This is a genomic window from Stenotrophomonas sp. YJH_SMC_94-11 (assembly GCF_059370435.1).
In genome coordinates this window covers 50,271-76,653 of sequence record NZ_JCAFTR010000005.1, presented here as the reverse complement: position 1 = coordinate 76,653, position 26,383 = coordinate 50,271, and the positions used below count along the sequence as shown (strand labels likewise).

The following is a 26,383-nucleotide window of genomic DNA, read 5'->3' as shown; positions in this document are numbered from 1 at the left end:
GTTCCAGCACGCGCGCTACCTGCTCGCGCGCTGCGCGCCCTTGCTGTTCTCGTCCTTTGCATCGCCACGGCTCTGCGCGAACGCGGGGAAGGTCTTTGCGATCGAATCCTTGTCCGGCAGGATGTAGAACACACCGCCCTTCTGGAACGTGGATTGCACGATCTGTTCGTAGAAGCCGGGCGAAACGTTGATGCAGCCGTGGGTGACGCGGTTGTCGTCCGGCGTCGGCGTCGCCAGTCGTTCGGCGCGCTTTTCCTTCGGGCTGCCCGGTGGCAGCGGATGCATCGACACGGCGGAATCGTAGTCCACCCACAGCACGCGCCCGGCATCGTCGGAAGGGCCATAGGCGCCAATGAAGCGGCCCGCAGGCGTGGTGCGGTCGTGGCCGGGAATCGCGCTCAGGGCAAGCTTGGCGACGCCGGGTGCGGAATGATCGCCGATGGCCGAACCGAACAGTGCCGGCGCGGCGCCGCGCAGCTTGCCGTCGCCGCCGAAGACCAGGACCTGCGCGGCGGCCTTGTCCATGATCGCGAACGGATAACCCTGATTGTCCTTGCTGGCGACCACCCAGCCGGCCAGCTCGATCACTGTTTCGGAGACGCTCTGGTCGGGCGGAAGTTCATCAACGGCGGCCGCCGGTGGTGCGGGTGCGTCCTTGTCCCTGGCGTTGGCTACGCCGCTGCATGCAACGGCCAGTGCCACGGCCAGAGTGGCGTGCAGGGCGCGGTGTGCAGGGGAGGAGGAGGTACGAATGGGACGGCTCCTGGCAATGCAGATCTGAGGTGGAAGGACGCCAGTGGCCGGCGAGGGCCACTGGTTCCCGATACAGAGGTGGATCAATTCAAACAGTGAGGGAGCGATCAGCCGCGCGGCTTGCGTCCGACGGGTGCCCTTTCAAGCTGCTGCACGCGGCCTTCGATCTGGTCCAGGCGCTGGTTGGCCTGCTGTGCCGACTGGTTGGCGGACTCGGCACTCTGTGCAGCGCCCTGCACCTTTACATCGAGCTGATCGAGGCGCGAGTTGATGGTTGCGAACTCGTCCTTGTAGGTGGCACAAGCGCCAAGGCTCACGGTGGCGATGAGCGCGACAGCAAGTGCGCGGGCCGTCTTCATGTGTTGCGGGTTCAGGTTCATTGCACTCCCTCCTTCGTCTGGGGAAGCTGGAATATAGCGGCGTTTGTTCCCCACGCTGACAAGCGCTTTCAGCTGAAATTGGAAGACGTGGAAGGATTGTGAAATGTATTCATCAGTAAAGCTTAACGAGTGAGATCAGGCGAGCTGATGTGCACAGAGGCGATGGCCTTGCGGTTGCTCGAATCGCCCAATTCATCAGCCTGAAGACGGCCTCATTCCTTCCCGTTTTCCACTGGCCCACACGCCGGGCGCCATTCACTTGCGGCAAGCAGTGCCGGCGCACTTTCCGGACGCACCGCTAGCAGCGTGGCAACGGCACCGGCTTTATCATCGGCGCGGGCAACGTAGTCAGCGGCAATGCGGTAGCCGATCCAGTAGCCAAGATCGCCGCGGCGCGTTTCGTCGCCGGCTCCGTTGTAGAGCCATTGCGTCAGATCAGTACCGGCGCTGTCCCGGGCGAACTGGCGTTCCAGGGCGCATTCGCGGCCCTGCGTCCAACGACGCAGATGCGCGTTGGCCGGTTGCCCCGAGATCAGTTCGCCCACGTACTCGGCGCCGCCTTCAAGCAACGTCTGATAGAGCAGGGTGGGCTGCGCGACATCGACGCTCGCACCGGGCTGCTGCACGTGCACGTACTCATGGGCGATCAGGTGCACGAAACGATCGCCGATGTCGGGCTGCATCCAGTCGGCGTTGCACAGCGCCTCCAGTCCGATCACCACGCCGTCGGGCGTGGTGACACCGCCGCTGTTTCCCCGACCCACCAGCACGGTGACCGGCGGAAAACGTGCGGAGGGAAGCAGCGTGCCCAACCGATCGAGTGCCTTGGCAACCCGCTCGCGGATCTCCGGCAGCGCCGTCGCACAGGTACGGGCTTTGGCAAACAGCGCAGGTTTGTGCTGGATCGCATCGGCAAGACGATCCATCGAGCCGATACGGCTGTCAGTGAAGCTGCGTAGTGCATCCGTACCCGCATGCAGATAGCCGCGCTGCAGATCGTCGGCACTTGGCTTCCCTCCGCTTGCATCCAGCACGCTGAAGAAGCGCGCGACATCGTCGGTCTGAATCACGATGCGCCCGGAAGGGCGGGTACGCTCGGCTGCGTTGGCTACCTGCAGCATCATCGGCAGGGCGAAGAGCAGCAAAGCCCGCACTGTGCACCGGGCATGAAGCGGAAACAGCAGTGACGCGATGGATGCGTGCGGCATGAGGAGTTCCCTGAACGCCAGCCTTATTTATACACCAGTCAGTTCAATATTCAGGGTCGATTAGACCCCCTAACGGATAATTCACACCTGTCGACCGCCTCCTCTCTCTCCCCCTCCCGGGAGGCGGCCGACGAAACCAAAATAATTAAAGGTGTGTCCCGATGAACAAGAATTCGCTGCTCGCCCTGGGTCTTCTGGCTGCCCTGCCGTTCGCTGCATCGGCAACCGATGGCCTGTCGTACAACTACGTTGAAGGCGGCTATGTGAACACCGATGCCAAGGGCGGCGACGCCGATGGCTGGAAGGTGAAGGGTTCCGTGGCGGTGCACCCGAACTTCCACATCTTCGGCGACTACAGCGCGCAGGAGACCGACAAGTTCAAGAACGACGTCGACCAGTGGCGCATCGGTGCCGGCTACAACTACGGCATCGCACCGAACACCGACCTGGTGGCCCGTGTCGCGTACCAGAAGTTCGACATGAAGCACGGCCTGGACTTCAACGGCTACTCGACCGAAGTCGGCGTGCGTACCGCGTTCAACCCGTACGTGGAAGGCTACGTGATGGCCGGCTACGAGGACTACGCCAAGAAGCACGGTATCAACCCGGACGGCGAGTTCTACGGCCGCGTCGGCGCCACCGCCAAGTTCAACCAGAACTGGGGCCTGAGTGGCGAAGTGAAGCTGGCCAAGGCCGGCGACCGCGAGTGGTTCGTGGGCCCGCGCTTCACCTGGTAACAAACGCCTGTCGTTAGAGCGTGTTGTGCTGGCGTGTGACTCTCTCTCTCTCCCACACGCCAACCGAAGCCCGGCCTCGCGCCGGGCTTCTTCTTTTCTGTGCATCCGGTAGAGTGCAGGGCCGCAGGGCGGTCCTGCAGAGCCTGGCGCGGCGGATTCCAGCGCAATCACGATCAAGGGACATGATGAAGATGAAGGCGATCACTGCTGTGGCAGCACTGCTGCTGCTGCTGGGAACGGCGCAGGCGCGTTCGAGCGCCGAATGGAATCTGAAAGGCGCCAACCGTTCGGAAGGCCGGGTTGTGCTGACCCTGGTGAGCAAGACGCCCGAACTGACACCAGCCAACCGGCAGGCGGCCGAACAGACCGCAACGCGCCAGTGTGCAACCTGGGGCCTTCCCGCTGCCGAACTGAACGGTGAGATCGAGCGTGCGTGCGATGGGCGCAGCCGTTTCGGCAAGTGCAAGCGGTGGCAGTTCACCATGCCCTTGCAGTGCAGTGCCGCGGTTTCACAGTGACGTCGTGTCGTTTGCCGCAGGGCATGGGGGTGCCCCGACGAGGCGTTCGACTGGCTGCGCGAACGCGGTCTGCCAAGCGGTCGCTGCCAGCGTATCGCCCGGAGCGGGCCGCAGCAGTTCCATGTAGCGCAGGAATGCACGGTGCTGCGCGCTGGACGGAACGAGAACTGCTCCGTCGCCGGTCAGGCGGTTCCGCTATGATCCCGGCACGTCGCCATTGACGATGCACCCGCCTCAAGCCAGCAGGAACTGCCGTGAATTCCCAGCCCGCACCGATCACCGCCCTCAACCACACGCTCGACAACGAGCCGCAGCAGATCACCGCGCCGCTCACCCATTCGGCGGCGTTCCTGGTGCTGAAGGTGAAGGACGACGAGGCGTCGATCGCCAAGGCGCGGGAGGTACTGGCCAGCACTGATGATCTGATCAAGAACACCGCCATCCGCGAGATCGAGCGCACCTTCACCTGCAACGTGGCCATCGGCCATCGCGTGTGGCAGCCGCTGGTGGGCTCCACGCCGCCACGCGAGCTGAAGCCGTTCCGCGAGATCAAGGGCGCGACCCACACCGCTGTGTCCACGCCCGGTGACCTGCTGTACCACATCCGCGCACGCACCATGGACCTGATCGTGGCGTTCGAGCGCAACCTGCTGATGGCCTTCGGTGATGCGGTCGAGGCGGTCGATGACGTGGCCGGCTTCCGCTACTTCGATGGCCGCGACCTGCTCGACTTCGTCGACGGCACCGCCAACCCGGAAGGACTGTCGCTGCCGGAAGCCACCATTGTTGGCGATGAAGACCCCGAACATGCCGGCGGCAGCTACGTGGTGGTGCAGAAGTACCTGCACAACCTCGATGCCTGGCGCGCGCAGAAGACCGAGGCGCAGGAAGCGATCATCGGCCGTACCAAGCACGACAACATCGAGCTGGACGATGCGCCGGCCGATGCGCAGAAGTCGCACAAGACGCTGTGCACCATCGAAGACGCCGATGGCGAGCACGAAATCCTGCGTGACAACATGCCGTTCGCCAACCCGGGCCGTGGCGAGTACGGCACCTACTTCATCGGCTACACGCGTCGCCTGTGGGTGATCGAGAAGATGCTCGAGCGCATGTTCATCGGCAATCCCGCGCCGCTGCACGACCGCATCCTCGACTTCTCCACCGCCACCACCGGCGTGACCTTCTTCGCGCCGTCGCGCAAGGTGCTGGCCGACCTGGGCGAGTGATCGCGCCGGGCCATCACGGCCCGCCATCCGCCTGTCATCTATGGCGCCGACCATGGCGCGCTGGATGGGAGTGCAGGAGGCTGGCGATGGTCATGGCAGGGAACAGGACCGGCTTGCGCCGCTGGTGGCGGCCACTTGCCGCGTTGTTCGGGGCATTGGCACTGGGGAGTGCCAGCGTTTCCGCGCAGGAGGCTCCCGCACACTGGATGGCCTACGCCACCGCCGTGGGTGGCCAGCTGCAGCAGCGCCTGCAGCAGGAGCAGGACCCGCAGGCGCAGCGCGTGCTGGAATGGCTGCAGGCACACCCGGACACGCCCACGCCGCTGCCGGTGAGCGTGTGGATCGCGGCGGATGGCCATATCTCGAAACTGGAATTCGACAGCCTGGGTGACGCCCGGGTCGACGCCGACCTGCGCGCGACGCTGCAGGCCGCGCCGTTGCAGGCGGCTCCGCCGGCCGACATGCGCCAGCCGCTGCGACTAGGCCTGGTGCTTGACCGGTAGATCCACGCCATGCGTGGATGGGCCTACCGGTGACCCTTCAGCCACGCATGGCGTGGCTCTACTGTGGATGGCCAGCGCACAGCCCGGCCATCCGCATCAACGATCCGGCGCCACCTGCGGTTCGCGTGCGGCCGCGCTCCATGCGCGCAGGCCGAACACGGCCAGGCCGAGGAAGAACACGTACAGCGCGGCGGTCACATGCAGCGACTTGAACAGGTACGCACCCACATAGACCACGTCCACGGCGATCCATACCCACCAGCAGGCGACGTGGCGGCGTGCCTGCCACCACTGGCCGACCAGGCTCAGTGCGGTCAGCATCGCGTCCAGCCACGGCAGCGCGGCATCGGTGAAGGTGTGCATCCCGGCGCCCAGCATCACGCCGCCGCACAGGCCGATGGCCAGGTCACGCAAGAGCTTGCCGCGCGCCAGCGGCACGATGCGGATGCTGCCCTCATCGGCGGCGTGCTGGCGCCAGTTGAGCCAGCCATATACCAGGAAGCCACCGAAGGCGACCTGCAGCAGCGTATCCGAGTACAGCTTGGCCTCGGCGAACACCAGGCCATACAGCGTGACCGACAGCAGGCCCACCGGCCACGCCGCCAGCCGGCGCCGGGCCATCAGCCAGACGCCGAGCACACTGAACAGTGCGGCGGTCCACTCCAGCATCACGCCGCTCACAGCGCGAACGTCACCGACAGGCGGGCCTGTCGCGGTGCGCCGGGGAACAGGTAGTAGTCACCGCCGCTGCTGCCGGTATCGCGCCAGTAGAAGCGGTTGAACACGTTGTCCACCGACAGGTTCCAGGTCACCGCACGCTCGTGCAGGCGATGCTGGAAGCGCAGGCCAGCATCGAACACCGAGTAGTCCGGTGCGCGCACGCCGCCATCGGCACGTGCCACGTTGGCACCGGCATAGCGCCAGCCGCCGGTGACATCCAGGCCCTGCACGAACGGCAGCGCGTAGGCCACGTGCACGCTGGCCCGTACCTTCGGCACGTTCACCAGCTGATGGCCTTCATAGGCCGGCGTGCCGCTGTCGCGCGCGCGCGCCTGCAGCACGCTGGCACTGGCCACGATCTGCAATGCATCCGTCAGCTGGCCGTTGGCGGTCAGCTCCAGCCCGGTGTGGGTCTGCGTGCCTTCCTCGACGAAGGTGTAGCCGACGTCGCTGCTGTCGGGCTTGGCGTACTGGTACGGCTGCGAGATGCGGAACACGGCTGCGCCCAGCGTCAGCGCCTCGACCGGCACGTACTTCACGCCCACTTCCAGCTGCCGCGACTGCACCGACGGCAGGAAGGTATCGGCATTGCTGGTCCAGAACGGCGCTTCCTGGCCCAGCGAAATGCCGCGCACATAGCTGGCATAGGCGTTGAGCTGGTCGGTAGCCTTCCACACCAGCGCGGTCTGCGGCAGGAACCGGGACAGGCGGCTGTGCCGCTGCGGGGTGCCACGCTTGTCATAGGCGCGCTCATCCAGGCGTACGAAGCGGCCACCGGCCAGCCACTGCCAGTCGTCACCGAAGCTCATCCGGTCCAGCGCGAAGAACGCGGTCTGGCGGCTGTCCAGGCGTCGTGCGGATGGGCCCGGCATCTTCGGCGATGGCGCGAACACCGGCACCGGTGCCTCGTGGATGTTGCTGGTACCGACGTACTCGTTGACACTCGGGCGCTTGTCCACGGTGCGGCGGAAGTAGTCGGCGCCGACGGTCAGCTGGTGACCGACGCTGCCGGTCTCGAAGCGGCCGCGCAGTTCGGCACGGGCCTGCTGGTTGCGGCGGGTGTCGTCCGGGCTGCGGTAGTCGTAGATGTCATAGTCGCCGTTGGGTGCGAAGTAGTTGCCCGGCACGCTGCCATCGGCACATTGCGCGGCGTAGTAGCAGCCATAGGCGAAGGCGACGTTGTCATCGATCACCGAACGGCTATGGCCCACCGATACACGTGATTGCCAGGCGTCGTTGAAGTCGTAGGTATGCAGCGCGGTGACGTTGGTGCTGGCGATATCCACCGGACGCTGCCACGGCTGGTAGCCGAGCAGATGCTCGCGGTCGACACCGCGCGGCAGGTCACGCGCGCCCAGCAGCTGGTAGCCGGACACCGAGCGCTGCGAGCTGGTCTGGTAGTTGGCATCCACTTCCAGCTTGCCGCGCTCGCCGATCAGCCAGTCGGCGGCCAGCGAGTAGAAGTTGCGGCGGCCATCGGCGTGCTCGACGTAGGAATGGCTGGAATCCCATGCGGCATTCAGGCGCACGCCGAAGCGCGGGGTGATCCAGTGGCCGACATCGACGGCAACGTAGCGCGAGCCTTCCGAATCGGTGCCGAGCGTGGCGGTGCGCACTTCCGCCGGGCGCTTGCCGATGTAATTGATGATCCCGCCCGGCGCCATCACGCCTGCCGCCAGGCCGGCTTCACCCTTGAGGATCTCCACCGACTGCACGTTCTCCAGCGCCAGGCGTTGTTCGCCGGCGATGGACAGCCCGTTGAAGCGGTAGCCGGTGGCCGCGTCCAGTGCGAAGCCTCGGATGGCGATATTCTGGTAGTAGCCCACCGGCGCATAGGCATCACCCAGCGAGGCATCGTTGCTGGCCAGCTCGGACAGCGAACGTACCTGGCGGCGGTCGAGGTAATCGCGCTCGAGCACGTTCACCGAGGCCGGCGTGTCCTTCCACGAACCGCCACCGAAGGCGTTCACGCGCGAGGTATCGGCCTTCAGTTTGCCGGCCTGCACGCGCACCGCTGCCAGTTCGGTCGGCGAATGCTCGGCGCCGGTGGCAGCCGCATCGGGGGACGCTTCGGCCTCGCTGGCGTGCAGCGGCAGCGCGGCGCAGAGGGCGAGGGAGAGCAGGGTGGGGCGCAGGCAGCGGTTCATTCGATTCGTCTTCGGACAACAAGGGAGACGAAGCGACGGCGCGCAGGTGCACCGGCCCATGACGGGGGTGTGGCTGCGGCTCAAAGCTCCCTACGCCGGTGCAAACCGGATCAGGTTCCAAGGGACTCTCTCAGCCTGGCAGATCCAGGCACCCCCGCTTCAGGTGACCATTTCACTACAAATGGTACGGATTTGCGAGCGCCACCCAGGGTCAGATCCCTTTCCTGCGGAAAGGGATCTGACCCCAACGCTGACCCCAACGCTGCGTCAACCGGATCACGCGGCGGCGTGCAGGGCCTGCAGCAGTGCCTGCCCCGGGGCGGTATGGAACCACGCCGGATGGCCGAGCATGAAGGGCTGCCACGCCACATCGGCATTGGCGGTCGAGCCGGTGACGCCCTCGAAATACTCCACTTCGGACAGTGCGAAGTCGAAATGCACCATCGGCAGCAGGTCCGCCAGCAGGTGCACGCGTGCCGCCGACAGCGGCAGCACCTGGCGGTAGCCATCGAGCAACGCCAGCGCGATATCGATGCGCACCGCCTCCATGCCGCGCTCCAGCTCCAGCCATGCCACGGCGTTGCGCTCGATGGCGGTGGCCAGGTCGAACAGTGCGCTGGTGGGCGAGGCCAGGCCGAAATCCAGCACGGTGCTGACCTGCCCGTCGCGCCACAGCAGGTTGGAGACATGCCAGTCGTTGTGCGCCCACAGCCGTGGTTCGTCGCGCAGGCGCTCGGCCAGTCCCGTGTGCCACGGCAGCACGTCACGCCGCAGCTGTGCTTCCCACGGAATGCGCGCGAGATAGCGGGCCAGGCCGGGGCGCGCGTGCAGACCTGCCTTGATTGCGGCGATCGGATCGTCGGCGCGGATCAGGTCGTCGCGCGCCACCAGCAGATGGGTGCTGCGCTGGGGCGCGTGGTAGCTGGCGGCGGCGCGGTGCAGCTGTGCGAGTGCGCGTCCGGCTTCGTGGGCCTGCGCGACATCGGTCAGCAGCGACCACGACACCGCGTCGCGGTACAGGTCATCGCCTGCGCCGACGTGGTGCAGTTCAAACGTCCAGTCACCGTGTTCGACCGCGGTGTGACCATCGGTCGCTGCCAGCACCTGCGTCACCGGCACGCCAGCAGCGTCGAGATGGGCGATGAAGCGGTGTTCTTCTTCCAGGCAGGCCGCGTTGCGCACGCTGTGGTGATGGCGCTTGATGAATACCGCGCCGCGCGTGCCATCGACGATGGCGGCAGCCGACAGCGGTCGCGGGCTGTGCCAGCGCGGTTGGCTGCCGCTGTCCAGCTGCGGATAGCACTGTCGCAACCACGCGATGTCCGCCGCGCTGATCGGTGGCCAGTCGGCAGCGACCTCGTCGTTGTTGAGGCCCTGCACGCGGTGGGAGGTAGACGTCATGCCGCAGCCCGAGAGGGGAAAGTCACATCCAAGGCTGCGCATTCAACGCCATGCGCGCGGCCAACGCAAACGGGCGGGTCATCGACCCGCCCGTTTCTGCCATCGGCAGGGTAACGCCGCCGTGCCGCTTACCAGCCGCGATGGCGACCGCGGTCGTGGTAGTAGCGGTTGTCGTAGTAACGCTCGCGCTGCCAGCGGCGGTCGTCGCCACGATTGTAGTAGCCGCTGCGGTAGTAGCCACGATCGTAACGGCGGTCGTAGCGATTGTCGTAATAGCGACGGTCGCGGCGGTCGGAGGTGGTCAGATTGCCGATTGCGCCACCAGCCACGGCACCGCCCACGGTGGCCGCAGGGTCGCCGTTGGAGAGCAGGTTGCCGGCCACGCCACCGACCACGGCGCCGACCAGGGTGCGCTTGTCCTTCCTCGACATCGCGCTGGCATCGCTGACCACGGCGACACCGGCAACCAGCGCCAGAGCCATCGCCAGACCACGGAAGCTGAGTGTGGAAGTACTGAGCATGTTCGTTCTCCTGTGAGGTGCATGCCACGCTGGGCAGGGAGGGCGCGGGGCGCCCCGGCTGCCGTGATGTCCACGCTGGCGTTCCAACATTGCCGGAACATTGCCTGGTGCACCGAGCGGCTTGCGCATTCATCTAGCGGCAGGCGGCATGAAGCAAGGCTGAAAGCGGCTGCGGCCGCTCAGCTGGCGGAAAGGGAAAGGGCAGCGGAGGTGGCCCCTCCCTTCTCTGCCAAGGCGTTGGCATGTCCGACGCCCATCGCTTTCTGGGCCTGCCGCGCCTGCTCCTGCGGGGTCACCTGCTGCGGCCGCAGCACGTCAGGCGCGCTCTGCACCGCACCGCGGCGAACTGGCGGCCCGCGTCTCCACGGTGACGCGGCTGGCGGCTGGACATGCGCCGGTCGACTCCTTCGACCTCGCATTATTGCCGGGGCTATTATGTGAATCGCGTCTCAGATTTTCCCGTCACGCAGATAGTCGAACAATTCGGCATCGCCCTTCAGCCCCAGCTTGAGCATCGCATCGCCCTTCTGCCGGCTGATGGTGCTGACGCTCTTGTGCAGCAGCAGCGAAATCTCCTTTACCGTCATGCCGGTGCCGAGCAAGCGCAGCACCTCCACCTCGCGCGGGGACAGCGGCTTGCCGTCGCCCTCGCGCATGCGCCAGCTGCCGGCCGCTTCCACCCGCTCGCGCAGGCTGCGGCTGATGTAGGGCTGGCCGCGATAGACCGACTGGATGGCCTGTGGCAGTTCGTCCATCGACGAACTCTTGTCGACCAGGCCGAGCACGCCGCTGTCGAGCACCATGCGCAGGATCGCCAGGTTGCTGGAGACGCTGAGCATCAGCACCGGCAGGTCGGGATGGCGGCGGCGGATCATGCCGATCATGGCGAAGCCGTCGGCCTGCGGGCTGCCCGGCATGGAGTAGTCGGTGACCAGCAGGTCACAGGGCTGGCTGGCGAGCAGGGTCATCAGCGCCTGCGCGCTGTCGGCCTCGCCGACCACGCGGCCGACGCCGCTCGACTCGATGACGGCGCGGGTACCGATACGGACCACGGGGTGATCGTCTGCGATGATGATGCGCAAGCTCATGCTCTAGTATGGCCATCGGGCACGCCGGACCGCGACCATCGCGGTCCCTGGCAGGATTCTAGGAGATCGACGCAGATGCGTAGGTGGGCTGTTCGCGGGCTGCTCCTGCTGCTGGCGGTGCTGGCGATGCCCGTGGCCCAGGCACAGCCGGCCCCTGGCCTGCTGCCGCTCAGCCCATTGCAGCGCGAATACCTGGTGGCGCATCCGACCATCGTTGTCGGGCAGTATGACAGCGGCTGGCCGCCCTTCGAGTCCCTCCGTGATGGCGAGCAGGTCGGGCTGGGACCGGACTACCTGTCGCATCTTGCTCGCCAGCTCGGTGTGAAGGTCGAGGCGCGCCGCTATCCGGACTGGACATCCGTGCTGGATGCGGCATGTCGTGGCGAGATCGACGTGGTGATGAATGTCGGCCTCAGTGCCGACCGCACCCGCTGCATGGTCTATACCGCGGCCTACAGTGAGGCGCCGCTCGCTCTGGTGGGCCGGCCCGATGACCTGCGTGCCTCCGACATGCCGGACCTGGATGGGCTGAGGGTGGTGATCGAACAGGACTTCCTGACCGGTCCGCAGGTGCGCGCCCGATTCCCGCGTGCCCGCCAGCTTGTCGCAAACGACACGTTGAGCGCATTGCAGATGGTCATAGACGACAAAGCGGACGTCTACATCGGCAATGCCTTCGTCGCCACCGAGCTGATTGCCAGCCGGCGCCTGCAGGGCGTGGCGCTGTTGCGGCCGAGCGACCTGCCCCCCGAACGGTTGCACTTCGGCATTGCCAACAGCAAGCAACCCCTGGCCGAAGCCCTGGACCTGGCGCTGGCCGCGACCAGCCAGGCCCAGCGCGATGCCCTCGCACAACGCTGGTTGTCACCGCCGCACTGGTCGGCATCGGCGCAGCTGGCGCTGAGCCAGGCCGAGAAGCGTGTGCTGGAGCAGCCGCTGATGATCGGTTTCGCGCCGAATGCCGCGCCCCTGTCGTTCACCGGCGAGGATGGCCGGCCCAGTGGCCTGGCCAGCGAGTACCTGCAGCGCCTGATGCAGGCCGGCGCCAACCTGAAGGTCGAGAACAGCCACGACTGGTACGAGGTGCGTGAGAAGGCCCGCCGCGGTGAACTGCAGGCGGTGATGGGCATACCCGTTGATTCGCGCTACCTGGGCCCGGACTGGGTGTTCAGCCAGCCCTTCATCAGCGTGCCGAACGTGATTGTGGTCAGGAGCGATGGCGAATCGCTGCTGGGCCTGGCCGACCTGCAGGGCAAGCGCGTGCTGCTGTCCGACCCGGAGCGCGTGCGTGGCTATGTGCAGCAACAGGCGCCGCAGGCCCGGATCATTGCTGCGCGGAGTGCCGAGCAGGCGCTGCAGCGCCTGCTTGAGGGTGAAGCCGATGCCTATGTGGGCAACCTTGCCGTGGTCGATCACCTGCTGCGCAGCCGTTTCCCGGGGCGGATGCAGGTCGCGGCTCCGGCCGGTTTCAACGACCAGCTGGCGCTGGCAGTGGATCGCCGCCATGCGGCCCTGGCCACGACCTTCGATCGCCTGCTGCTGCAGATGACCCCACGCAAGCGCGAGGCGTTGCGCAGCGCCTGGCTGGCGGTGGAGTACCGCAATGGGGTCGACTGGAGCAATCTGCTGCGGTGGGGCGTGCCCGTGCTGATGGTGCTGCTGACCGCACTGCTGGTGCATGGCGTGGGCCATTGGCGGCTGCGCCGTGAGGTGGCAGGACGCCGCCAGCTGGAGCAGCGCCTGGCCGAGGTGACCGACAACCTGCCGGCGGTGGTCTACCAGGCCCGTCGCGATGCCGATGGCACGCTGAGCTTCCCGTTCATCGCCGGCGACCTGCCTGCGTTGTTCGGTATCACCCGTCAGCAGGCCGAACAGGATGCGAGGGTGTTGCTGGAACGCGTCGAGCAGGAGGACCGCGCGCGCATCCTGCATTCCATCGAGCAAGCCGCGCACCAGTTCGCGCCGTTGATCCTGGAGTTCCGCCTGCGCAGCGACGGCGAAGGCGTGCGCTGGGTGCGCAGCCAGGCCCATCCCTACGCCGCCGAAGAAGGCGCGGTGATCTGGAGCGGGTACTGGGTGGATGTAAGCGAGGCGCGGATGCAGGCCGATGCACTGGCGGCGGCGAAGGCGGACGCCGAGCAGGCCGCTGAGGCCAAATCGCGTTTCCTGGCCACGATGAGCCACGAGATCCGTACGCCGATGAGCGGCGTGCTGGGCATGCTGGAGGTGCTGGCACACTCACCGCTGGACAGCGAGCAGCAGCGCATCCTCGGCGTGATCGAGGATTCGGCGCAGATGCTGCGGCAGATCCTCGACGACATCCTCGATTACTCGCGGCTGGAAGCGGGTGCACTGCGCCTGGAGCCGGTGCCGCAACCGCTGCGGCCGCTGCTGGAAAGCGTGTGCCGGTTGATGTCGGCGCAGGCCAGTGCACGCGGGCTGGAGCTGCATGTGCAGATCGACCCTCAGCTGGCGGCAGCGCACGAAGTGGATGGCGTGCGCCTGCGCCAGATCGTGTTCAACCTGCTCAGCAATGCCATCAAGTTCACTGCGCGCGGCGAAGTGCGGCTGCAGCTGGAGGTACTGGGCCCGACCGCCGACGACGGCAGCCAGCCGCTGTGCCTGAGCGTCACCGACACCGGCATCGGAATCGCACCGGAACAGCTGCAGCACCTGTTTGCGCCGTTCACCCAGGCCGGTGCCTACATCCAGCGCGACCATGGTGGTACCGGCCTCGGCCTGAGCATCTGCCAGCGCCTGGTGCAGATGATGGGCGGCGAGCTGGAGCTGCACAGCACGCTGGGCGAGGGCACCCGCGCCGAGGTGCGGCTGGCGCTGGTGGAGGCAGGCAGGGGTGACGTTGAAGCGCTGGTTGCGGAGCAGGAGCAGGCGGCGCTGCTGCCGCCGGCGTTGCGCGAGGCACGCGTGCTGGTGATCGAGGACCACCCGACCAACCAGGCGATGATGGCGTGGCGGCTGCAGCAGCTGGGCGTACCCCATGTGCTGCTGGGCGATGGCCAGCAGGCACTGGACCGCTTGTCATCGGAGGCCTTCGACCTGGTCATTACCGACTGCCGCATGCCGGTACTCGACGGCTTCGGTTTCACCCGCCTGTTGCGCGAGCGCGAGGGCCGTACCGGCCAGCCGCGGCTGACGGTGCTGGCGCTGACCGCCAGCGTGCTGGACGACGATGCGCGCCGCTGCCGCGAAGCCGGCATGGACGAGGTGCTGGCCAAGCCGCTGTCGCTGGCCACGCTGCGCACCGCGCTGCTGCGCTGGCTGCCGCAGGCACAGGGCCAGTCATTCGATGCGCCGGTGCAGGAGACTGTCGCCGACGACGCTGAAGTGTTGCCTGATCTGGCCACCCTGCAGCAGCGCTATGGCTCGCGTGCCGTGGCCGAGCAGCTGCGCGACAGCCTGTTGCAGGCCAGTGAAAGTGATCTGGCGGCGGTGCAGCGCGCCGTGCGGGCCGGTGACCGCGAGACTGCGGCGCTCCACCTGCATCGCCAGGCGGGCGGTCTGGGGGCGATCGGGGCAAGCGCACTGGCCGGGCAGGCCAACGCGCTGGTCGAGCGCCTGCAGGATGCGACCGAGGCCGATCCGGCACCGGTATTCGCCGCTGTAACGGCGTTTGTGGCACGGCTGCAGCATCAGCTGCAGCGACTGGCTCACTGAGCCGACTGCTGTTGCAGGTAGGCGATCACCAGCGCGCGGCGTTCGGCGCTGGGAAAGGCGTTGTACATGCGCGTGCCGGGCACCACGTGGGTGGGCGACTGCAGGAACGCGTCCAGAGTCTGCGCGCTCCAGGTGATGTCGGCGCGGCGCATGCCGTCGGAATAGCCGTAATCGGGCAGGCTGCCGGCGCGACGGCCGATCACGCCGTGCAGGTTGGGGCCGAAGCGGTGGATGCCGCCAGGCTGCACGGTGTGGCAGCCGGCGCACAGTTCAAACGCGCGCTGCATGGCCTGCTGGCGGGCCTGTTCGGGCGTCGCCGGCGCCGCAGGCGGGCGCTGGCAGGCCGTGGCAAGCAGGGCCACGGCAACGGTGGTGAGCAGGCGGGAGGCACGCATGGGCGGGCAGGATAGCGGTGCGGTGGAGCGGCCGGGCTGCGACACGCGGTCGCAGCCCGGGGCGATCACATGCCCGAGTAGTTCGGGCCGCCGCCGCCCTGCGGGGTCACCCAGACGATGTTCTGGGTCGGATCCTTGATGTCGCAGGTCTTGCAGTGCACGCAGTTCTGCGCGTTGATCTGCAGGCGCGCGTCGCCGGCGTCGCCGACGAACTCGTACACGCCGGCCGGGCAGTAACGGGCTTCGGGACCGGCGTACTCGGCCAGGTTCACCTTCACCGGAATGCTCGGATCCTTCAGCGTCAGGTGGCTGGGCTGGTTCTCGTCGTGGTTGGTGCTGCTCAGGAACACCGAGCTGAGACGATCGAAGGTCAGCACGCCATCGGGCTTGGGGTAGGCGATGCGGGTGTGCTGCGACGCCGGCTCCAGGCAGGCGTGGTCCGGCTGGGTGCGGTGCAGGGTCCACGGCGGGTTGCGCACGCCCAGCTTCGGCAGCAGCCACTGCTCCACGCCGGTCATCAGCGTGGCAACGGTCTGGCCCTTCTTGAACCACTGCTTGAAGTTCTTGGCCTGCTGCAGTTCGGTGAACAGCCAGCTGGCTTCAAACGCCTTCGGGTAGGCGCTCAGTTCATCGTGCTGGCGATCGGCGGCCAGCGCGTCGAACGCGGCGTCGGCGCACAGCATGCCGGTCTTGATCGCGGCATGGCTGCCCTTGATGCGGCTGGCGTTGAGGTAGCCGGCCTCGCAGCCGACCAGCGCCCCCCCGGGGAACACCGTCTTCGGCAGCGACAGCAGGCCGCCGGCGGTGATCGCACGGGCGCCGTAACCGATGCGGGTGCCGCCCTCCAGGTGCTTGCGGATGGAGGGATGGGTCTTGAAACGCTGGAACTCCTCGAACGGGCTCAGCCACGGGTTCTTGTAGTCCAGGCCGACCACGTAACCAATGGCGACCTTGCCGCCGTCGGCGTGGTACAGGAACGCGCCGCCGTAGGTGTCGCCGTCCAGCGGCCAGCCAGCCGCATGCACCACCAGGCCCGGCTCATGCCTGGCCGGGTCGATCTGCCACAGCTCCTTGATGCCGATGCCGTAGGCCTGCGGGTCCTTGCCTTCGTCCAGTTTGTAGCGGGCGATCAGCTGGCGACCGAGGTGGCCGCGCGCACCTTCGGCGAAGATCGTGTACTTGGCGTGCAGCGCCATCCCACGCTCGAAGGCCGGACCGATGCTGCCGTCCTTCTCGATGCCCATGTCGCCGGTGGCCACGCCGATCACCTCGCCGTTGTCGCCGTACAGCACTTCTGCAGCGGCGAAGCCCGGGAAGATCGCAACCTCCAGCGCCTCGGCCTGCTGCGCCAGCCAGCGGGTCACTTCGCCCAGGCTGATGATGTAGTTGCCTTCGTTGTGGAAGCACTCCGGCAGCAGCGCATTGGGGGTGCTGCGCGCGCCGGTCTCGCTGAGGAACAGGAATTCGTCGCGGGTGACCTTCTGCTTCAGCGGTGCGCCGCGCTCGGCCCAGTCCGGGAACAGCTCGGTCAGCGCGCGCGGATCCATCACCGCGCCGGACAGCACGTGCGCGCCCGGTTCGGAGCCCTTCTCCAGCACGCACACCGACAGCTCGCGGCCGGCTTCGAGCGCGCGCTGGCGCAGGCGGATCGCGGTGGCCAGGCCGGCGGGGCCGGCGCCGACGATCACCACGTCGAACTCCATTACTTCACGCGGGGGCAGGGCGTTGGCTTCAGCGCTCATCGATTGCATGACTCGTGGGTAGGGCCGGCATCGGGGCCACCGGCGGTGCCTGGGAATCGCGCGTGCGGCCACGGGCGAAACGGTTGTTTGAATGTGTCAGGGTACCGGGCCGCGCGTGATCGAGCTAGATCGGCGATGTTCACCTCATGATTGCTGCGATGCAGCGTAGCTGTGCATCTCTGGTGGGTGGCGACCTTGGTCGGCACGCTCTGCCCGGATGACCGACAATGGCCGGGTCCTGACTGCGTGTGAGTGCCATGGCTTTGCATCCGTACGATCTGTTCGATGTCCGTTCCCTGCTCAACGAGGAAGAGCGCGCAGTGCAGGAGAGCGTCGCCCGCTTCACCAACGAGCGCGTGCTGCCGATCATCGGCGATGCCTTCGACCAGGCCCGCTTCCCCGATGAACTGGTGCCTGAGATCGCCTCGTTGGGCCTGCTGGGCGCGACCCTGCCGACCGAGTACGGCGGCGGTGGTCTCGGCGCGGTCAGCTATGGCCTGATCTGCCAGGAGCTGGAGCGCGGCGATTCGGGCCTGCGCAGCTTCGTTTCGGTGCAGAGCTCGCTGTGCATGTATCCCATCTACGCGTACGGCAGCGAGGAACAGCGCCAGCAGTGGCTGCCGGCGATGGCACGCGGCGAACTGATCGGCTGCTTCGGCCTGACCGAGGCGCACGGTGGGTCCGACCCGGCCAGCATGAAGACCCGCGCGGTGCGCGACGGCAGCGACTGGCGCATCAGCGGCAGCAAGATGTGGATCACCAGCGGCCCGGTGGCCGACCTGGCCATCGTCTGGGCGCAGACCGAGGACGGCATCCAGGGCTTCGTGCTGGAAAAGGGCATGGCCGGCTTCACGACGCAGGAGATCAAGCACAAGATGAGCCTGCGCGCGTCGCTGACCGGCGCGCTGTTCTTCGATGACGTGCGCGTGCCCGACAGCCATCGCCTGCCGAACGTGAAGGGCCTGAAGGGGCCGCTGGGCTGCCTGACCCAGGCCCGTTACGGCATCAGCTGGGGGCCGATCGGTGCGGCGATTGCCTGCCTGGATGAAGCACTTGGCTATGCCAAGGAGCGCGTGCTGTTCGGTCGCCCGCTGGCCGCCACGCAGAGCGCGCAGATCAAGCTGGCCGAGATGGCCCGCCGGATCACCACCGCGCAGTTGCTGGCGCTGCAGCTGGGCCGGCTGAAGGAAGCCGGCCAGCTGCAACCGCAGCAGGTCAGCCTGGCCAAATGGAACAACTGCCGCATGGCGATCGACATCGCCCGCGAGTGTCGCGATCTGCTCGGTGGGGCTGGGATCACCACCGAGCACGTGGCGATCCGCCACGCGCTGAACCTCGAATCGGTGATCACCTACGAGGGCACCGAGACCGTGCACCAGCTGGTGATCGGCCGGGAACTGACCGGCATCAACGCGTTCTGAGTGCACCGGTAGTGCCGGCCGCTGGCCGTCATTGCCAGGTAGGGTGCACGCGCCCCGGGCAACGCAAGGGCGCCCACTCCTGATTGATTCAGGCGGAAGGCATCCACGCATGGCGTGGATCTACCGCGCGGCTGTTGGGTCCGCCTTGAAGCGAGCCGAGCACCACAGGACCGACGGGGGCGAAGAGGCGCGGGTGTCTGAGCGCAGCGAGTTCCGCGCCGTTCCCCGGCGGGCCGAGGAGCGCAGGGTACCGGTGCGCAGCACCGGCTCGCAGACGGCGGCGCGTTTCTTTTGGTTACTTTTCTTTCCGCGTGGAAAGAAAAGTAACGCCATGAACGCATGCGCCCGCCACAGCACCAATCAGGCAGAAGAGAGACGCGTGGAGCTACGCCCCACCGGCAAACCCATGCTGCCGCCACGCCTCGTACATCACCACCGCAACGGTGTTGGAAAGATTGAGGCTGCGGTTGTCCGGCCGCATCGGCAGGCGCAGGCGGCGGCCGTCGGGCAGGGCATCGAGCACCTCCTGCGGCAGGCCACGGCTTTCCGGGCCGAACAGGAACGCATCACCGTCTTCGAAGGCCACGCTGTCATAGCGGACGCTGGCACGCGTACTCAGGGCGAACAACCGCTTTGGTGCGATCCGCGCCAGCGCGGTGTCCAGGTCGGGGTGGACCTGCAGGCGCGAGTACTCGTGGTAGTCCAGGCCGGCGCGCTTGAGCTGCTTGTCTTCCAGTGCGAAGCCGAGTGGCTCGACCAGGTGCAGCTGCGCGCCGGTGTTGGCGCAGAGCCGGATCACATTGCCCGTGTTGGGCGGGATTTCCGGTTGGAACAGGATCACGTGGAACTGGGGCGCGGCATTCATCGGCGCAGTGTACCTGCGACGACCGCCGCCTTTACGGCGCACGCCCTGCACGGGGCAGGGCGGCACCGGTTACGGGCGCAGCAGGACCTGGGCGGTTTCGGTGGCCAGGGCCTGCAGGTCGGCGGCGCTCGGGCGCACCTGCAGGGCCGGCAGGTTGACGATGACCGAGTTGGCGACGTTGGTGGCAGCGGCAGCCAGGGTGGCGGCGTAGCGCTGGGCTTCCAGTTCGGCGGCCAGGGCGACGCGCTGTTCCAGGCTCGGGCGCACTTCCACCGAGGCCAGGGTGGTGATCGGCATCGCGGCGGCGACCGGGGCGGCGGCGTAGCCGTTGCGCTCAGCCAGCTGGTCGGCGCTGGGGCGCACTTCCACGGTGGCCAGGGTCGGGATGCCGCTGGCCTGTTCCCAGGCCTGCTGGGCCAGCTGGTCGGCGGCCGGGCGAACCTGCACGGTGGCCAGGGTCTTGATGGATTCGGAGGCCTGCACCGACGAAACAACCGCGGTGCCGGCGATCAGGGCGATGGCGATGGCAATGGTCTTGGCGTTCATGACGGGGCCTGTTTAGTGTTGGTGAGCAGTGGTGTGGTAGTAAGGTAGTACACCAATTCTGGGCATGCAAGAGAAATTTTCTATTTCCTGCATCCATTCAGTCTTCAGTCAGCTTTTGTCTGAAGCCCTTCCTGGCGCAGGAAGTACCAAGCAATCCGCGTGCCAACTTTTAGTTATTGATTTGCAAGGCTTTTATGTGGTCCCGAAAGTGTCCGGTGGGCGGACACCTGTCCATTCGATAAGCCGCGGACACTGTCCGGACGCCTTCAGCCGGCGTCTGTGACGTTTCAAGAGCGCCCGTGGGCATCGGACTGGATGGCCATCTGGGCAAACACCCCCAGTGACTGGCGACCGATTCCGGCTGTCGCGTGTGCAGGCTAGGATCGGGGTTCACCTTCGTGACCAAGGATCCGGATATGTCTCTCGCCCTTCGCCCGCGCGCTGCACTGCTGGCCGTCGCCCTCAGCACCGCCCTGGGCACGCTCGCGCCCACCCATGCGCTCGCCGCCAAGGCGGCGGCACCGGCCAAGGTCGATATCCCGTACGAGCAGTTCACCCTGCCCAACGGCCTGCGCGTGATCGTGCATACCGATCGCAAGGCGCCGATCGTTGCGGTCAACGTCTGGTACCACGTGGGCAGCAAGGACGAGCCGGCTGGCCGTACCGGCTTCGCGCACCTGTTCGAACACCTGATGTTCCAGGGCAGCGAAAACCACGATGGCGAGTTCTTCGAGCCGTTCAAGCAGGTGGGTGCCACCAACCAGAACGGCACCACCAACACCGACCGCACCAATTACTTCGAGAACGTGCCGACCACCGCGCTGGACATGGCACTGTGGATGGAATCGGACCGCATGGGCCATCTGGTCGGTGCGATCGACCAGGCCGCGCTGGACGAGCAGCGTGGCGTGGTGCAGAACGAGAAGCGCCAGGGCGAGAACCAGCCCTACGGCCAGGCCTGGGACCAGCTCAACAAGGCGCTGTACCCGGTGGGCCACCCGTACCACCACGGCGTGATCGGGTCGATGAACGATCTGAACGCGGCGTCCCTGGATGACGTGAAGACCTGGTTCCGCACCTGGTACGGCCCGAACAATGCGGTGCTGGTGCTGGCCGGCGACATCGACCTGGCCACCGCCAAGGAAAAGGTCGCCAAGTACTTCGGCAGCATCCCGGCCGGCCCGACCATGGCGCAGCCGGCGGTGAACGTGGCCAAGCGCAGTGCCGACACGCGCGAGACGATGACCGACAAGGTGCCGCAGGCGCGCATCTACCGTGCCTGGAACGTACCGCAGGTCGGCACCACCGAGGTCGATCAGCTGCAGTTGTTCGCGCAGGTGCTCGGCGGTGCGAAGTCTTCGCGCCTGAGCCAGCGCCTGCAGCACCAGGACAAGCTGGTGGACAGCATCGCGTCGGGCCTGTCGACCTCGCAGTTGGGCTCGAACTTCGTGATCATGGCGACGGTCAAGCAGGGCCAGGACCCGGCCAAGGTCGAGAAGATCATCGACGAGGAACTGGACCGGCTGATCAAGCAGGGCCCGACCGCGGCCGAACTGGAGCGCGCCAAGACCGGTGCACGCGCCGGTTTCATCCGCGGCATCGAGCGCATCGGTGGCTTCGGCGGCAAGGCCGACGCACTGGCCGAGTGCGCGGTGTTCACCGGCGACCCGGGTTGCTTCCGCACCTCGCTGGCCAACATCGAGAAGGCCAGTGCTGCTGATCTGAGCCGGCTGGGCGCGCAGTGGCTGGACAAGGGCAGTCATACCCTGGTGATCGCACCGGGTGAGCGCGTGGCGCTGAAGGAAGACCCGAGCCAGGCGCCTAAGCCCTTCACCGTGCCGGCAGTGGACCCCAAGTACAGCACCCTGCCGGAGCAGGTCGACCGCAAGGCGGGCGTGCCGCAGACCCGCGAGTTCCCGCAGCTGAAGTTCCCGGCGTTGCAGCGCGCCACGCTGAAGAACGGCACCCAGGTGATCCTGGCCGAACGCCATGAAATTCCGGTGGTGCAGTTCAGCTACCAGTTCCCGGGCGGCTTCAGCGCCGACCAGGGCCGCAAGCCGGGCACCGCCAACTTCACCATGAGCCTGATGACCGAAGGCGCCGGCAAGCTCGGCTCGCTGGCCTTCGCCGATGCCGCCGACGCACTGGGTGCCAGCCTGGATGCTTCGGCCGGCCTGGACTCGATGAGCGTGGACCTGTCGGCGCTGAAGGAAAACCTGGTGCCGTCGCTGGCGCTGTACCGCGACCTGCTGCGCGAGCCGCGCTTCGAGCAGGGCGAGATCGACCGGGTCAAGGCGAGCTGGATCGCTGGCATCCAGCAGGAGAAGGTCAACCCGGGTGCGGTGGCGATGCGCGTGCTGCCCCCGCTGCTGTACGGCAAGGGCCACCCGTATGCCATTCCGTTTACCGGTAGCGGTGACGAGGCGGCGATCAACGGCCTGACCCGCGAGGACCTGGTCGACTTCCACCACGACTGGCTGCGCCCGCAGAACGGCACCCTGATCGTGGTCGGCGACACCACCCTGGCCGAGATCGTGCCGCTGCTGGACAAGCAGCTGGGCGACTGGAAGGCCAGTGGCGAGGCCCCGCAGGTGAAGGCGGCCACCGACGTTGCGCTGCCGAAGGGCCCGCGCGTGTTCCTGATCGACCAGCCGGGCGCGGTACAGGCCAACCTGTTCGCCGGCCAGGTGGTGGCACCTTCCAGCGCCACCAGTTCGACCCGCTTCGACATCGCCAACGGCGTGATCGGCGGCGACTTCACCTCGCGCCTGAACATGAACCTGCGCGAGGACAAGCACTGGTCGTACGGTGCGCGCAGCAGCGCGGTCAATTCGGTGGGCCAGCGCCCGTGGATGGCCAGCGCGCCGGTGCAGATCGACAAGACCGGCCCGGCACTGGCGGAAATGCGCAAGGAAATCGCCGCGTTCGCCGATGGCAGCAAGCCGGCCACCGCTGCCGAGGTCAACCGCATCCGCAACATCCAGACCCTGAGCCTGCCCGGTGCCTACGAGACCGCCAGTGCGGTGGCGTCGACCATCGGTTCGATCGTGCAGTTCAAGCGCCCGGACGACTACGTGCTGCGGCGCAAGGCCGAGATCGAAGCGATGACCCCGGCGCAGGTGCAGCAGGCCGCCGCAGAGATCAAGCCGCAGGCCCTGACCTGGGTGGTGGTGGGTGACCTCAAGCAGACCGAAGCGGCCGTGCGCGCGCTGAACCTGGGCGAGGTGACGGTGATCGACGCCGAAGGCAACCCGGTCAAGAAATAAGGGATGTGCCTGCCCGCCCCCGGCGGGCAGGTCTCCCGTGGTAGCGCCGGGCCATGCCCGGCGGCTTTCCGGCGGCCAGCCATGCCGCGCTGTGCGCTCGCCGGGCATGGCCCGGCGCTACCTGGGCTCCGGCCCGGCTACCCCCGATTCAGGCTGTTCAGGCAGAATCCCCCCATACCCTTCCAGGATCTGCCCATGCGCGTTCTGCTGCTTTCCTCCCTGCTGCTCACCGTCACCGCCTGTACCTGGGTGCCGATCGAACCGGCCGGCAAGGCAACCCGCGTGCTGCCGGCAGGGCCGGTTCCGGCCGGCTGCATCGCCAAGGGCGAGGTGGTGGTCACCGTGAAGAGCAAGGTCGGCTTCTACAACCGCAACCCGCTGCGGGTGCAGGAAGAGCTGGAAACCCTGGCCCGCAACGAGGCCCCGAGCGCCGGCGCCAATGCCGTCCAGGCCGCTGCGGCCCCCGCCGATGGCAGCCAGCGCTTCGCCGCGTTCCAGTGCCCGCCGCGCTGAACGCTTCACCATACGGCCGAGGCTGAATTCGTAAAGATGCGGTGAAAGCGCGGGGGTTATAGAATAGCGCCCCCTTTTGCCTGAGCCTTGGCGCTAACCTCGATGCTCTTCAAGAATGTCTCGATCGCCGGCCTGGCACACGTCGACGCACCGCATACGCTGACGACCAAGGAAATCAACGAACGCCTGCAGCCGACGTTGGATCGCCTGGGTATCCGCACCGATGTGCTCGGCGACATCGCCGGCATCCACGCCCGCCGCCTGTGGGACAACGGCGTGCTGGCGTCGGACGCCGCCACCATGGCCGGCCGCAAGGCACTGGAAGACGCGGGCATCACCGCGACCCAGGTCGGCCTGCTGGTCAACACCTCGGTCAGCCGCGACTACCTGGAGCCGTCCACGGCCTCGATCGTGTCGGGCAACCTCGGTGTCAGCGACGAATGCATGACCTTCGACGTCGCCAACGCCTGCCTGGCCTTCATCAACGGCATGGACATCGCGGCGCGCATGATCGAGCGCGGTGATATCGACTACGCGCTGGTGGTGGACGGCGAGACCGCCAATCTGGTGTACGAGAAGACCCTGGAGCGCATGACCGCCCCGGACGTCACCGCCGATGACTTCCGCAACGAGCTGGCCGCGCTGACCACCGGGTCGGGCGCCGCCGCGATGGTGATGGCGCGCGCGGAGCTGGTGCCGGACGCGCCGCGCTACAAGGGCGGCGTGACCCGCTCGGCCACCGAGTGGAACCAGCTGTGCCTGGGCAACCTGGACCGCATGGTCACCGACACCCGCCTGTTGCTGATCGAAGGCATCAAGCTGGCGCAGAAGACCTTCAGCGCCGCCAAGATCGCACTCGGCTGGGCCGTGGAGGAGCTGGACCAGTTCGTGATCCACCAGGTCAGCCAGCCGCACACCGCCGCGTTCATCAAGAACTTCGGCATCGACCCGAAGAAGGTCATGACCATCTTCGGCGAGCACGGCAACATCGGCCCGGCCTCGGTGCCGATCGTGCTGAGCAAGCTCAAGCAGCTGGGCAAGCTGAAGAAGGGCGATCGCATCGCGCTTCTGGGTATTGGCTCGGGCCTGAACTGCTCGATGGCTGAAGTGGTCTGGTAAGCAGCCCGTTGCCCGACCTCCTGTAGAGCCGAGCCATGCTCGGCTCACGCGCGCAGCGCGGCTCTTCCGCAGCGGACCGGAGAGCAGCCGAGCATCGGCTCGGCTCTACATTGCGCCGCGACTCTCCTTAGGTGCTCCGCATGCGCGATCTTCCCGGTTACCCCGCCCACCCGCAGCGCTTCGAGGTCCGCCCCGGCCTGTCGATGAACTATCTCGACGAGGGCCCGCGCGATGGCGAGGTGGTGGTGATGGTGCACGGCAACCCGTCGTGGAGCTACTACTGGCGCACGCTGGTGGCCGGCCTGTCGGACACCTACCGCTGCATCGTGCCGGACCACATCGGCATGGGCCTGTCGGACAAGCCGGACGACAGCCGCTATGAGTACACGCTGCAGTCGCGCGTGGACGATCTTGATGCGCTGCTGAAGCACCTGGGCATCACCGGCCCGGTGACCCTGGCCGTGCACGACTGGGGCGGCATGATCGGGTTCGGCTGGGCGCTGTCGCACCACGAGCAGGTGAAGCGCCTGGTGGTGCTCAACACCGCTGCCTTCCCGATGCCGCCGGCAAAGAAGATGCCGTGGCAGATCGCACTGGGTCGCCACTGGAAGATCGGCGAGTGGATCATCCGCACCTTCAACGCGTTCTCGTCCGGTGCCTCGTGGCTGGGCGTGGAGCGGAAGATGCCGGCCGATGTGCGCCGCGCCTACGTGTCGCCGTACAACAGCTGGGCCAACCGCATCAGCACCATCCGCTTCATGCAGGACATCCCGCTGTCGCCGGCCGACAAGGCCTGGTCGCTGCTGGAACGCGCCGGCAAGGCGCTGCCGTCGTTCGCCGACCGTCCCGCCTTCCTCGGCTGGGGCCTGCGCGACTTCGTGTTCGACCATCATTTCCTGAAGGGCTTCCAGGCCGCGCTGCCGCAGGCCCAGGTGCATGCCTTCGAGGATGCCGGGCATTACGTGCTGGAAGACAAGCAGGACGTGCTGGTGCCGGAGATCCGCGCGTTCCTGGACAAGAACCCGATCTGAGCGGTGTGCCGACCAACGGTCGGCACCCACAAGTGGAAGGTATGGGTGGGTGCCGACCGTTGGTCGGCACACCGGATTATGCGGCGACCGGCGCCTGTGGTGGCGAGGACGGGCTGTTGCCGTTGTCGTCCGGATGATCGTCGTCATTGTCGGCGTCATCGCGCCAACGCCAGTCGGCCGGCGTCAGCGGATCCAGGCCATAGGCAATGCGCGCCTTGTCGCACTGCGGGCTGGCCTTGCCGTATTCCCACGATGCATCCACCTCACGGCACACGCTGGGCCGGTTGGGGTGGATCGTGCAGCGTGAATACACGCCGATCTGCGCATCCAGCGCGACGCAGCGCACCGGCTTGGAATGGGTGCCGCGCATGCACAGGCGATGCGGGTCCAGCACCTCGGTAAGCTGGTGCGGCACGCCGCCGGGGGTGACCTCGTCCGATTCCATCCAGTGGAAGGCCACGCGGTACTGGGTGCAGCAGGCGCCGCAGGTCATGCAGGGATGTTGCATGGGCAAGCCGCCTCGGGCGGCAGTCGGAATCGGGAACGAGGGTGCGGATTTTCCACGAAGTGGGCCGCCGCGCAAGAAATTCCGTAAGCGGCGACAA

At 67.0% G+C, this 26,383-nt stretch carries 23 protein-coding genes and 1 riboswitch; of the genes, 10 read left to right on the top strand and 13 right to left on the bottom strand.

From position 1 onward, the window contains the following. Positions 1-15: 15 nt before the first annotated feature. The 3 genes from AC5P74_RS10770 to AC5P74_RS10760 all read right to left on the bottom strand — a co-directional run bounded on the left by AC5P74_RS10770 (position 16) and on the right by AC5P74_RS10760 (position 2,341). Positions 16-702, bottom strand: a complete 687-nt coding sequence (locus tag AC5P74_RS10770; protein WP_053497771.1) for a L,D-transpeptidase — start codon at positions 700-702, stop codon at positions 16-18. A gap of 158 nt (positions 703-860) precedes the next feature. Next, positions 861-1,133: a hypothetical protein gene (locus tag AC5P74_RS10765; protein WP_005420910.1), complete on the bottom strand. Its 273-nt coding sequence runs from the start codon at positions 1,131-1,133 to the stop codon at positions 861-863. A gap of 212 nt (positions 1,134-1,345) precedes the next feature. Then, the gene (locus AC5P74_RS10760; protein WP_346607764.1) at positions 1,346-2,341 is read right to left on the bottom strand and encodes a DUF2268 domain-containing putative Zn-dependent protease; all 996 of its coding nucleotides are present in this window, start codon (positions 2,339-2,341) and stop codon (positions 1,346-1,348) included. Positions 2,342-2,502: 161 nt separating this feature from the next. On the opposite strand from AC5P74_RS10760, the gene AC5P74_RS10755 reads away from it, so the two are divergent. The 4 genes from AC5P74_RS10755 (at position 2,503) to AC5P74_RS10740 (ending at position 5,328) form a co-directional block, all read left to right on the top strand. After that, positions 2,503-3,078, top strand: a complete 576-nt coding sequence (locus AC5P74_RS10755) for an OmpO family porin (protein ID WP_053497769.1) — start codon at positions 2,503-2,505, stop codon at positions 3,076-3,078. A 182-nt stretch (positions 3,079-3,260) separates the two neighbouring features. Then, positions 3,261-3,596, top strand: a complete 336-nt coding sequence (yecR, locus tag AC5P74_RS10750) for a YecR family lipoprotein (RefSeq protein WP_053497767.1) — start codon at positions 3,261-3,263, stop codon at positions 3,594-3,596. Between the two features lie 254 nt (positions 3,597-3,850). Then, positions 3,851-4,825 (top strand): Dyp-type peroxidase, encoded by a 975-nt coding sequence (locus tag AC5P74_RS10745; protein WP_005420822.1) that lies wholly within the window; start codon positions 3,851-3,853, stop codon positions 4,823-4,825. A gap of 86 nt (positions 4,826-4,911) precedes the next feature. Further along, a complete protein-coding gene (locus tag AC5P74_RS10740; RefSeq protein WP_346607765.1) occupies positions 4,912-5,328 on the top strand; it encodes a hypothetical protein in 417 nt (138 codons plus the stop codon). 96 nt (positions 5,329-5,424) lie between these two features. On the opposite strand, the gene pnuC is transcribed toward AC5P74_RS10740, so the two are convergent. From pnuC to AC5P74_RS10715, 5 genes are all read right to left on the bottom strand, one after another. Beyond that, positions 5,425-5,997, bottom strand: coding sequence for a nicotinamide riboside transporter PnuC (pnuC, locus tag AC5P74_RS10735; RefSeq protein ID WP_346607766.1), 573 nt, complete (start codon positions 5,995-5,997; stop codon positions 5,425-5,427). Positions 5,998-6,005: 8 nt separating this feature from the next. Further along, complete coding sequence (locus tag AC5P74_RS10730) at positions 6,006-8,195, bottom strand: TonB-dependent receptor (protein WP_346607767.1); 2,190 nt, start codon at positions 8,193-8,195, stop codon at positions 6,006-6,008. A gap of 70 nt (positions 8,196-8,265) precedes the next feature. Next, positions 8,266-8,361: riboswitch (TPP riboswitch) on the bottom strand. A gap of 110 nt (positions 8,362-8,471) precedes the next feature. Continuing rightward, positions 8,472-9,596: a phosphotransferase enzyme family protein gene (locus AC5P74_RS10725; protein WP_206619858.1), complete on the bottom strand. Its 1,125-nt coding sequence runs from the start codon at positions 9,594-9,596 to the stop codon at positions 8,472-8,474. 128 nt (positions 9,597-9,724) lie between these two features. Then, positions 9,725-10,117 (bottom strand): glycine zipper 2TM domain-containing protein, encoded by a 393-nt coding sequence (locus AC5P74_RS10720; protein ID WP_053497758.1) that lies wholly within the window; start codon positions 10,115-10,117, stop codon positions 9,725-9,727. Between the two features lie 449 nt (positions 10,118-10,566). Beyond that, positions 10,567-11,205: a response regulator gene (locus AC5P74_RS10715; protein ID WP_005420808.1), complete on the bottom strand. Its 639-nt coding sequence runs from the start codon at positions 11,203-11,205 to the stop codon at positions 10,567-10,569. 75 nt (positions 11,206-11,280) lie between these two features. Here AC5P74_RS10715 and AC5P74_RS10710 point away from each other — a divergent pair, with 75 nt between their 5' ends. Next, entirely contained in the window at positions 11,281-14,880 is a 3,600-nt protein-coding gene (locus AC5P74_RS10710; protein ID WP_346607768.1) for an ATP-binding protein, read from the top strand. Here AC5P74_RS10710 and AC5P74_RS10705 read toward each other — a convergent pair. Next, on the bottom strand, positions 14,874-15,275 hold the full coding sequence (locus AC5P74_RS10705; RefSeq protein WP_053497753.1) for a c-type cytochrome: 402 nt from the start codon (positions 15,273-15,275) through the stop codon (positions 14,874-14,876). The two genes, AC5P74_RS10710 and AC5P74_RS10705, sit on opposite strands and share 7 nt — an antisense overlap. Before the next feature lie 65 nt (positions 15,276-15,340). Then, positions 15,341-17,017 (bottom strand): electron transfer flavoprotein-ubiquinone oxidoreductase, encoded by a 1,677-nt coding sequence (locus AC5P74_RS10700; protein ID WP_346607769.1) that lies wholly within the window; start codon positions 17,015-17,017, stop codon positions 15,341-15,343. A gap of 257 nt (positions 17,018-17,274) precedes the next feature. Between AC5P74_RS10700 and AC5P74_RS10695 the strand changes: the two genes are divergently transcribed. After that, entirely contained in the window at positions 17,275-18,438 is a 1,164-nt protein-coding gene (locus AC5P74_RS10695) for an acyl-CoA dehydrogenase family protein (RefSeq protein ID WP_024956299.1), read from the top strand. A gap of 385 nt (positions 18,439-18,823) precedes the next feature. On the opposite strand, the gene AC5P74_RS10690 is transcribed toward AC5P74_RS10695, so the two are convergent. Continuing rightward, positions 18,824-19,303, bottom strand: coding sequence for a tRNA (cytidine(34)-2'-O)-methyltransferase (locus tag AC5P74_RS10690; RefSeq protein WP_049400563.1), 480 nt, complete (start codon positions 19,301-19,303; stop codon positions 18,824-18,826). 69 nt (positions 19,304-19,372) lie between these two features. Continuing rightward, complete coding sequence (locus tag AC5P74_RS10685) at positions 19,373-19,849, bottom strand: XAC0231 family protein (RefSeq protein WP_346607771.1); 477 nt, start codon at positions 19,847-19,849, stop codon at positions 19,373-19,375. 416 nt (positions 19,850-20,265) lie between these two features. Here AC5P74_RS10685 and AC5P74_RS10680 point away from each other — a divergent pair, with 416 nt between their 5' ends. From AC5P74_RS10680 to AC5P74_RS10665, 4 genes are all read left to right on the top strand, one after another. Continuing rightward, a complete protein-coding gene (locus AC5P74_RS10680; RefSeq protein WP_346607772.1) occupies positions 20,266-23,115 on the top strand; it encodes a M16 family metallopeptidase in 2,850 nt (949 codons plus the stop codon). Between the two features lie 195 nt (positions 23,116-23,310). Beyond that, a complete protein-coding gene (locus tag AC5P74_RS10675; RefSeq protein WP_005407628.1) occupies positions 23,311-23,628 on the top strand; it encodes a DUF4156 domain-containing protein in 318 nt (105 codons plus the stop codon). A 102-nt stretch (positions 23,629-23,730) separates the two neighbouring features. Further along, positions 23,731-24,747, top strand: coding sequence for a 3-oxoacyl-ACP synthase III (locus tag AC5P74_RS10670; protein ID WP_005420782.1), 1,017 nt, complete (start codon positions 23,731-23,733; stop codon positions 24,745-24,747). Positions 24,748-24,887: 140 nt separating this feature from the next. Further along, positions 24,888-25,778, top strand: a complete 891-nt coding sequence (locus tag AC5P74_RS10665; RefSeq protein ID WP_372485052.1) for an alpha/beta fold hydrolase — start codon at positions 24,888-24,890, stop codon at positions 25,776-25,778. Between the two features lie 76 nt (positions 25,779-25,854). Here AC5P74_RS10665 and AC5P74_RS10660 read toward each other — a convergent pair whose 3' ends face one another. Next, positions 25,855-26,286: a YkgJ family cysteine cluster protein gene (locus AC5P74_RS10660; protein ID WP_005407630.1), complete on the bottom strand. Its 432-nt coding sequence runs from the start codon at positions 26,284-26,286 to the stop codon at positions 25,855-25,857. Positions 26,287-26,383: the final 97 nt, after the last annotated feature.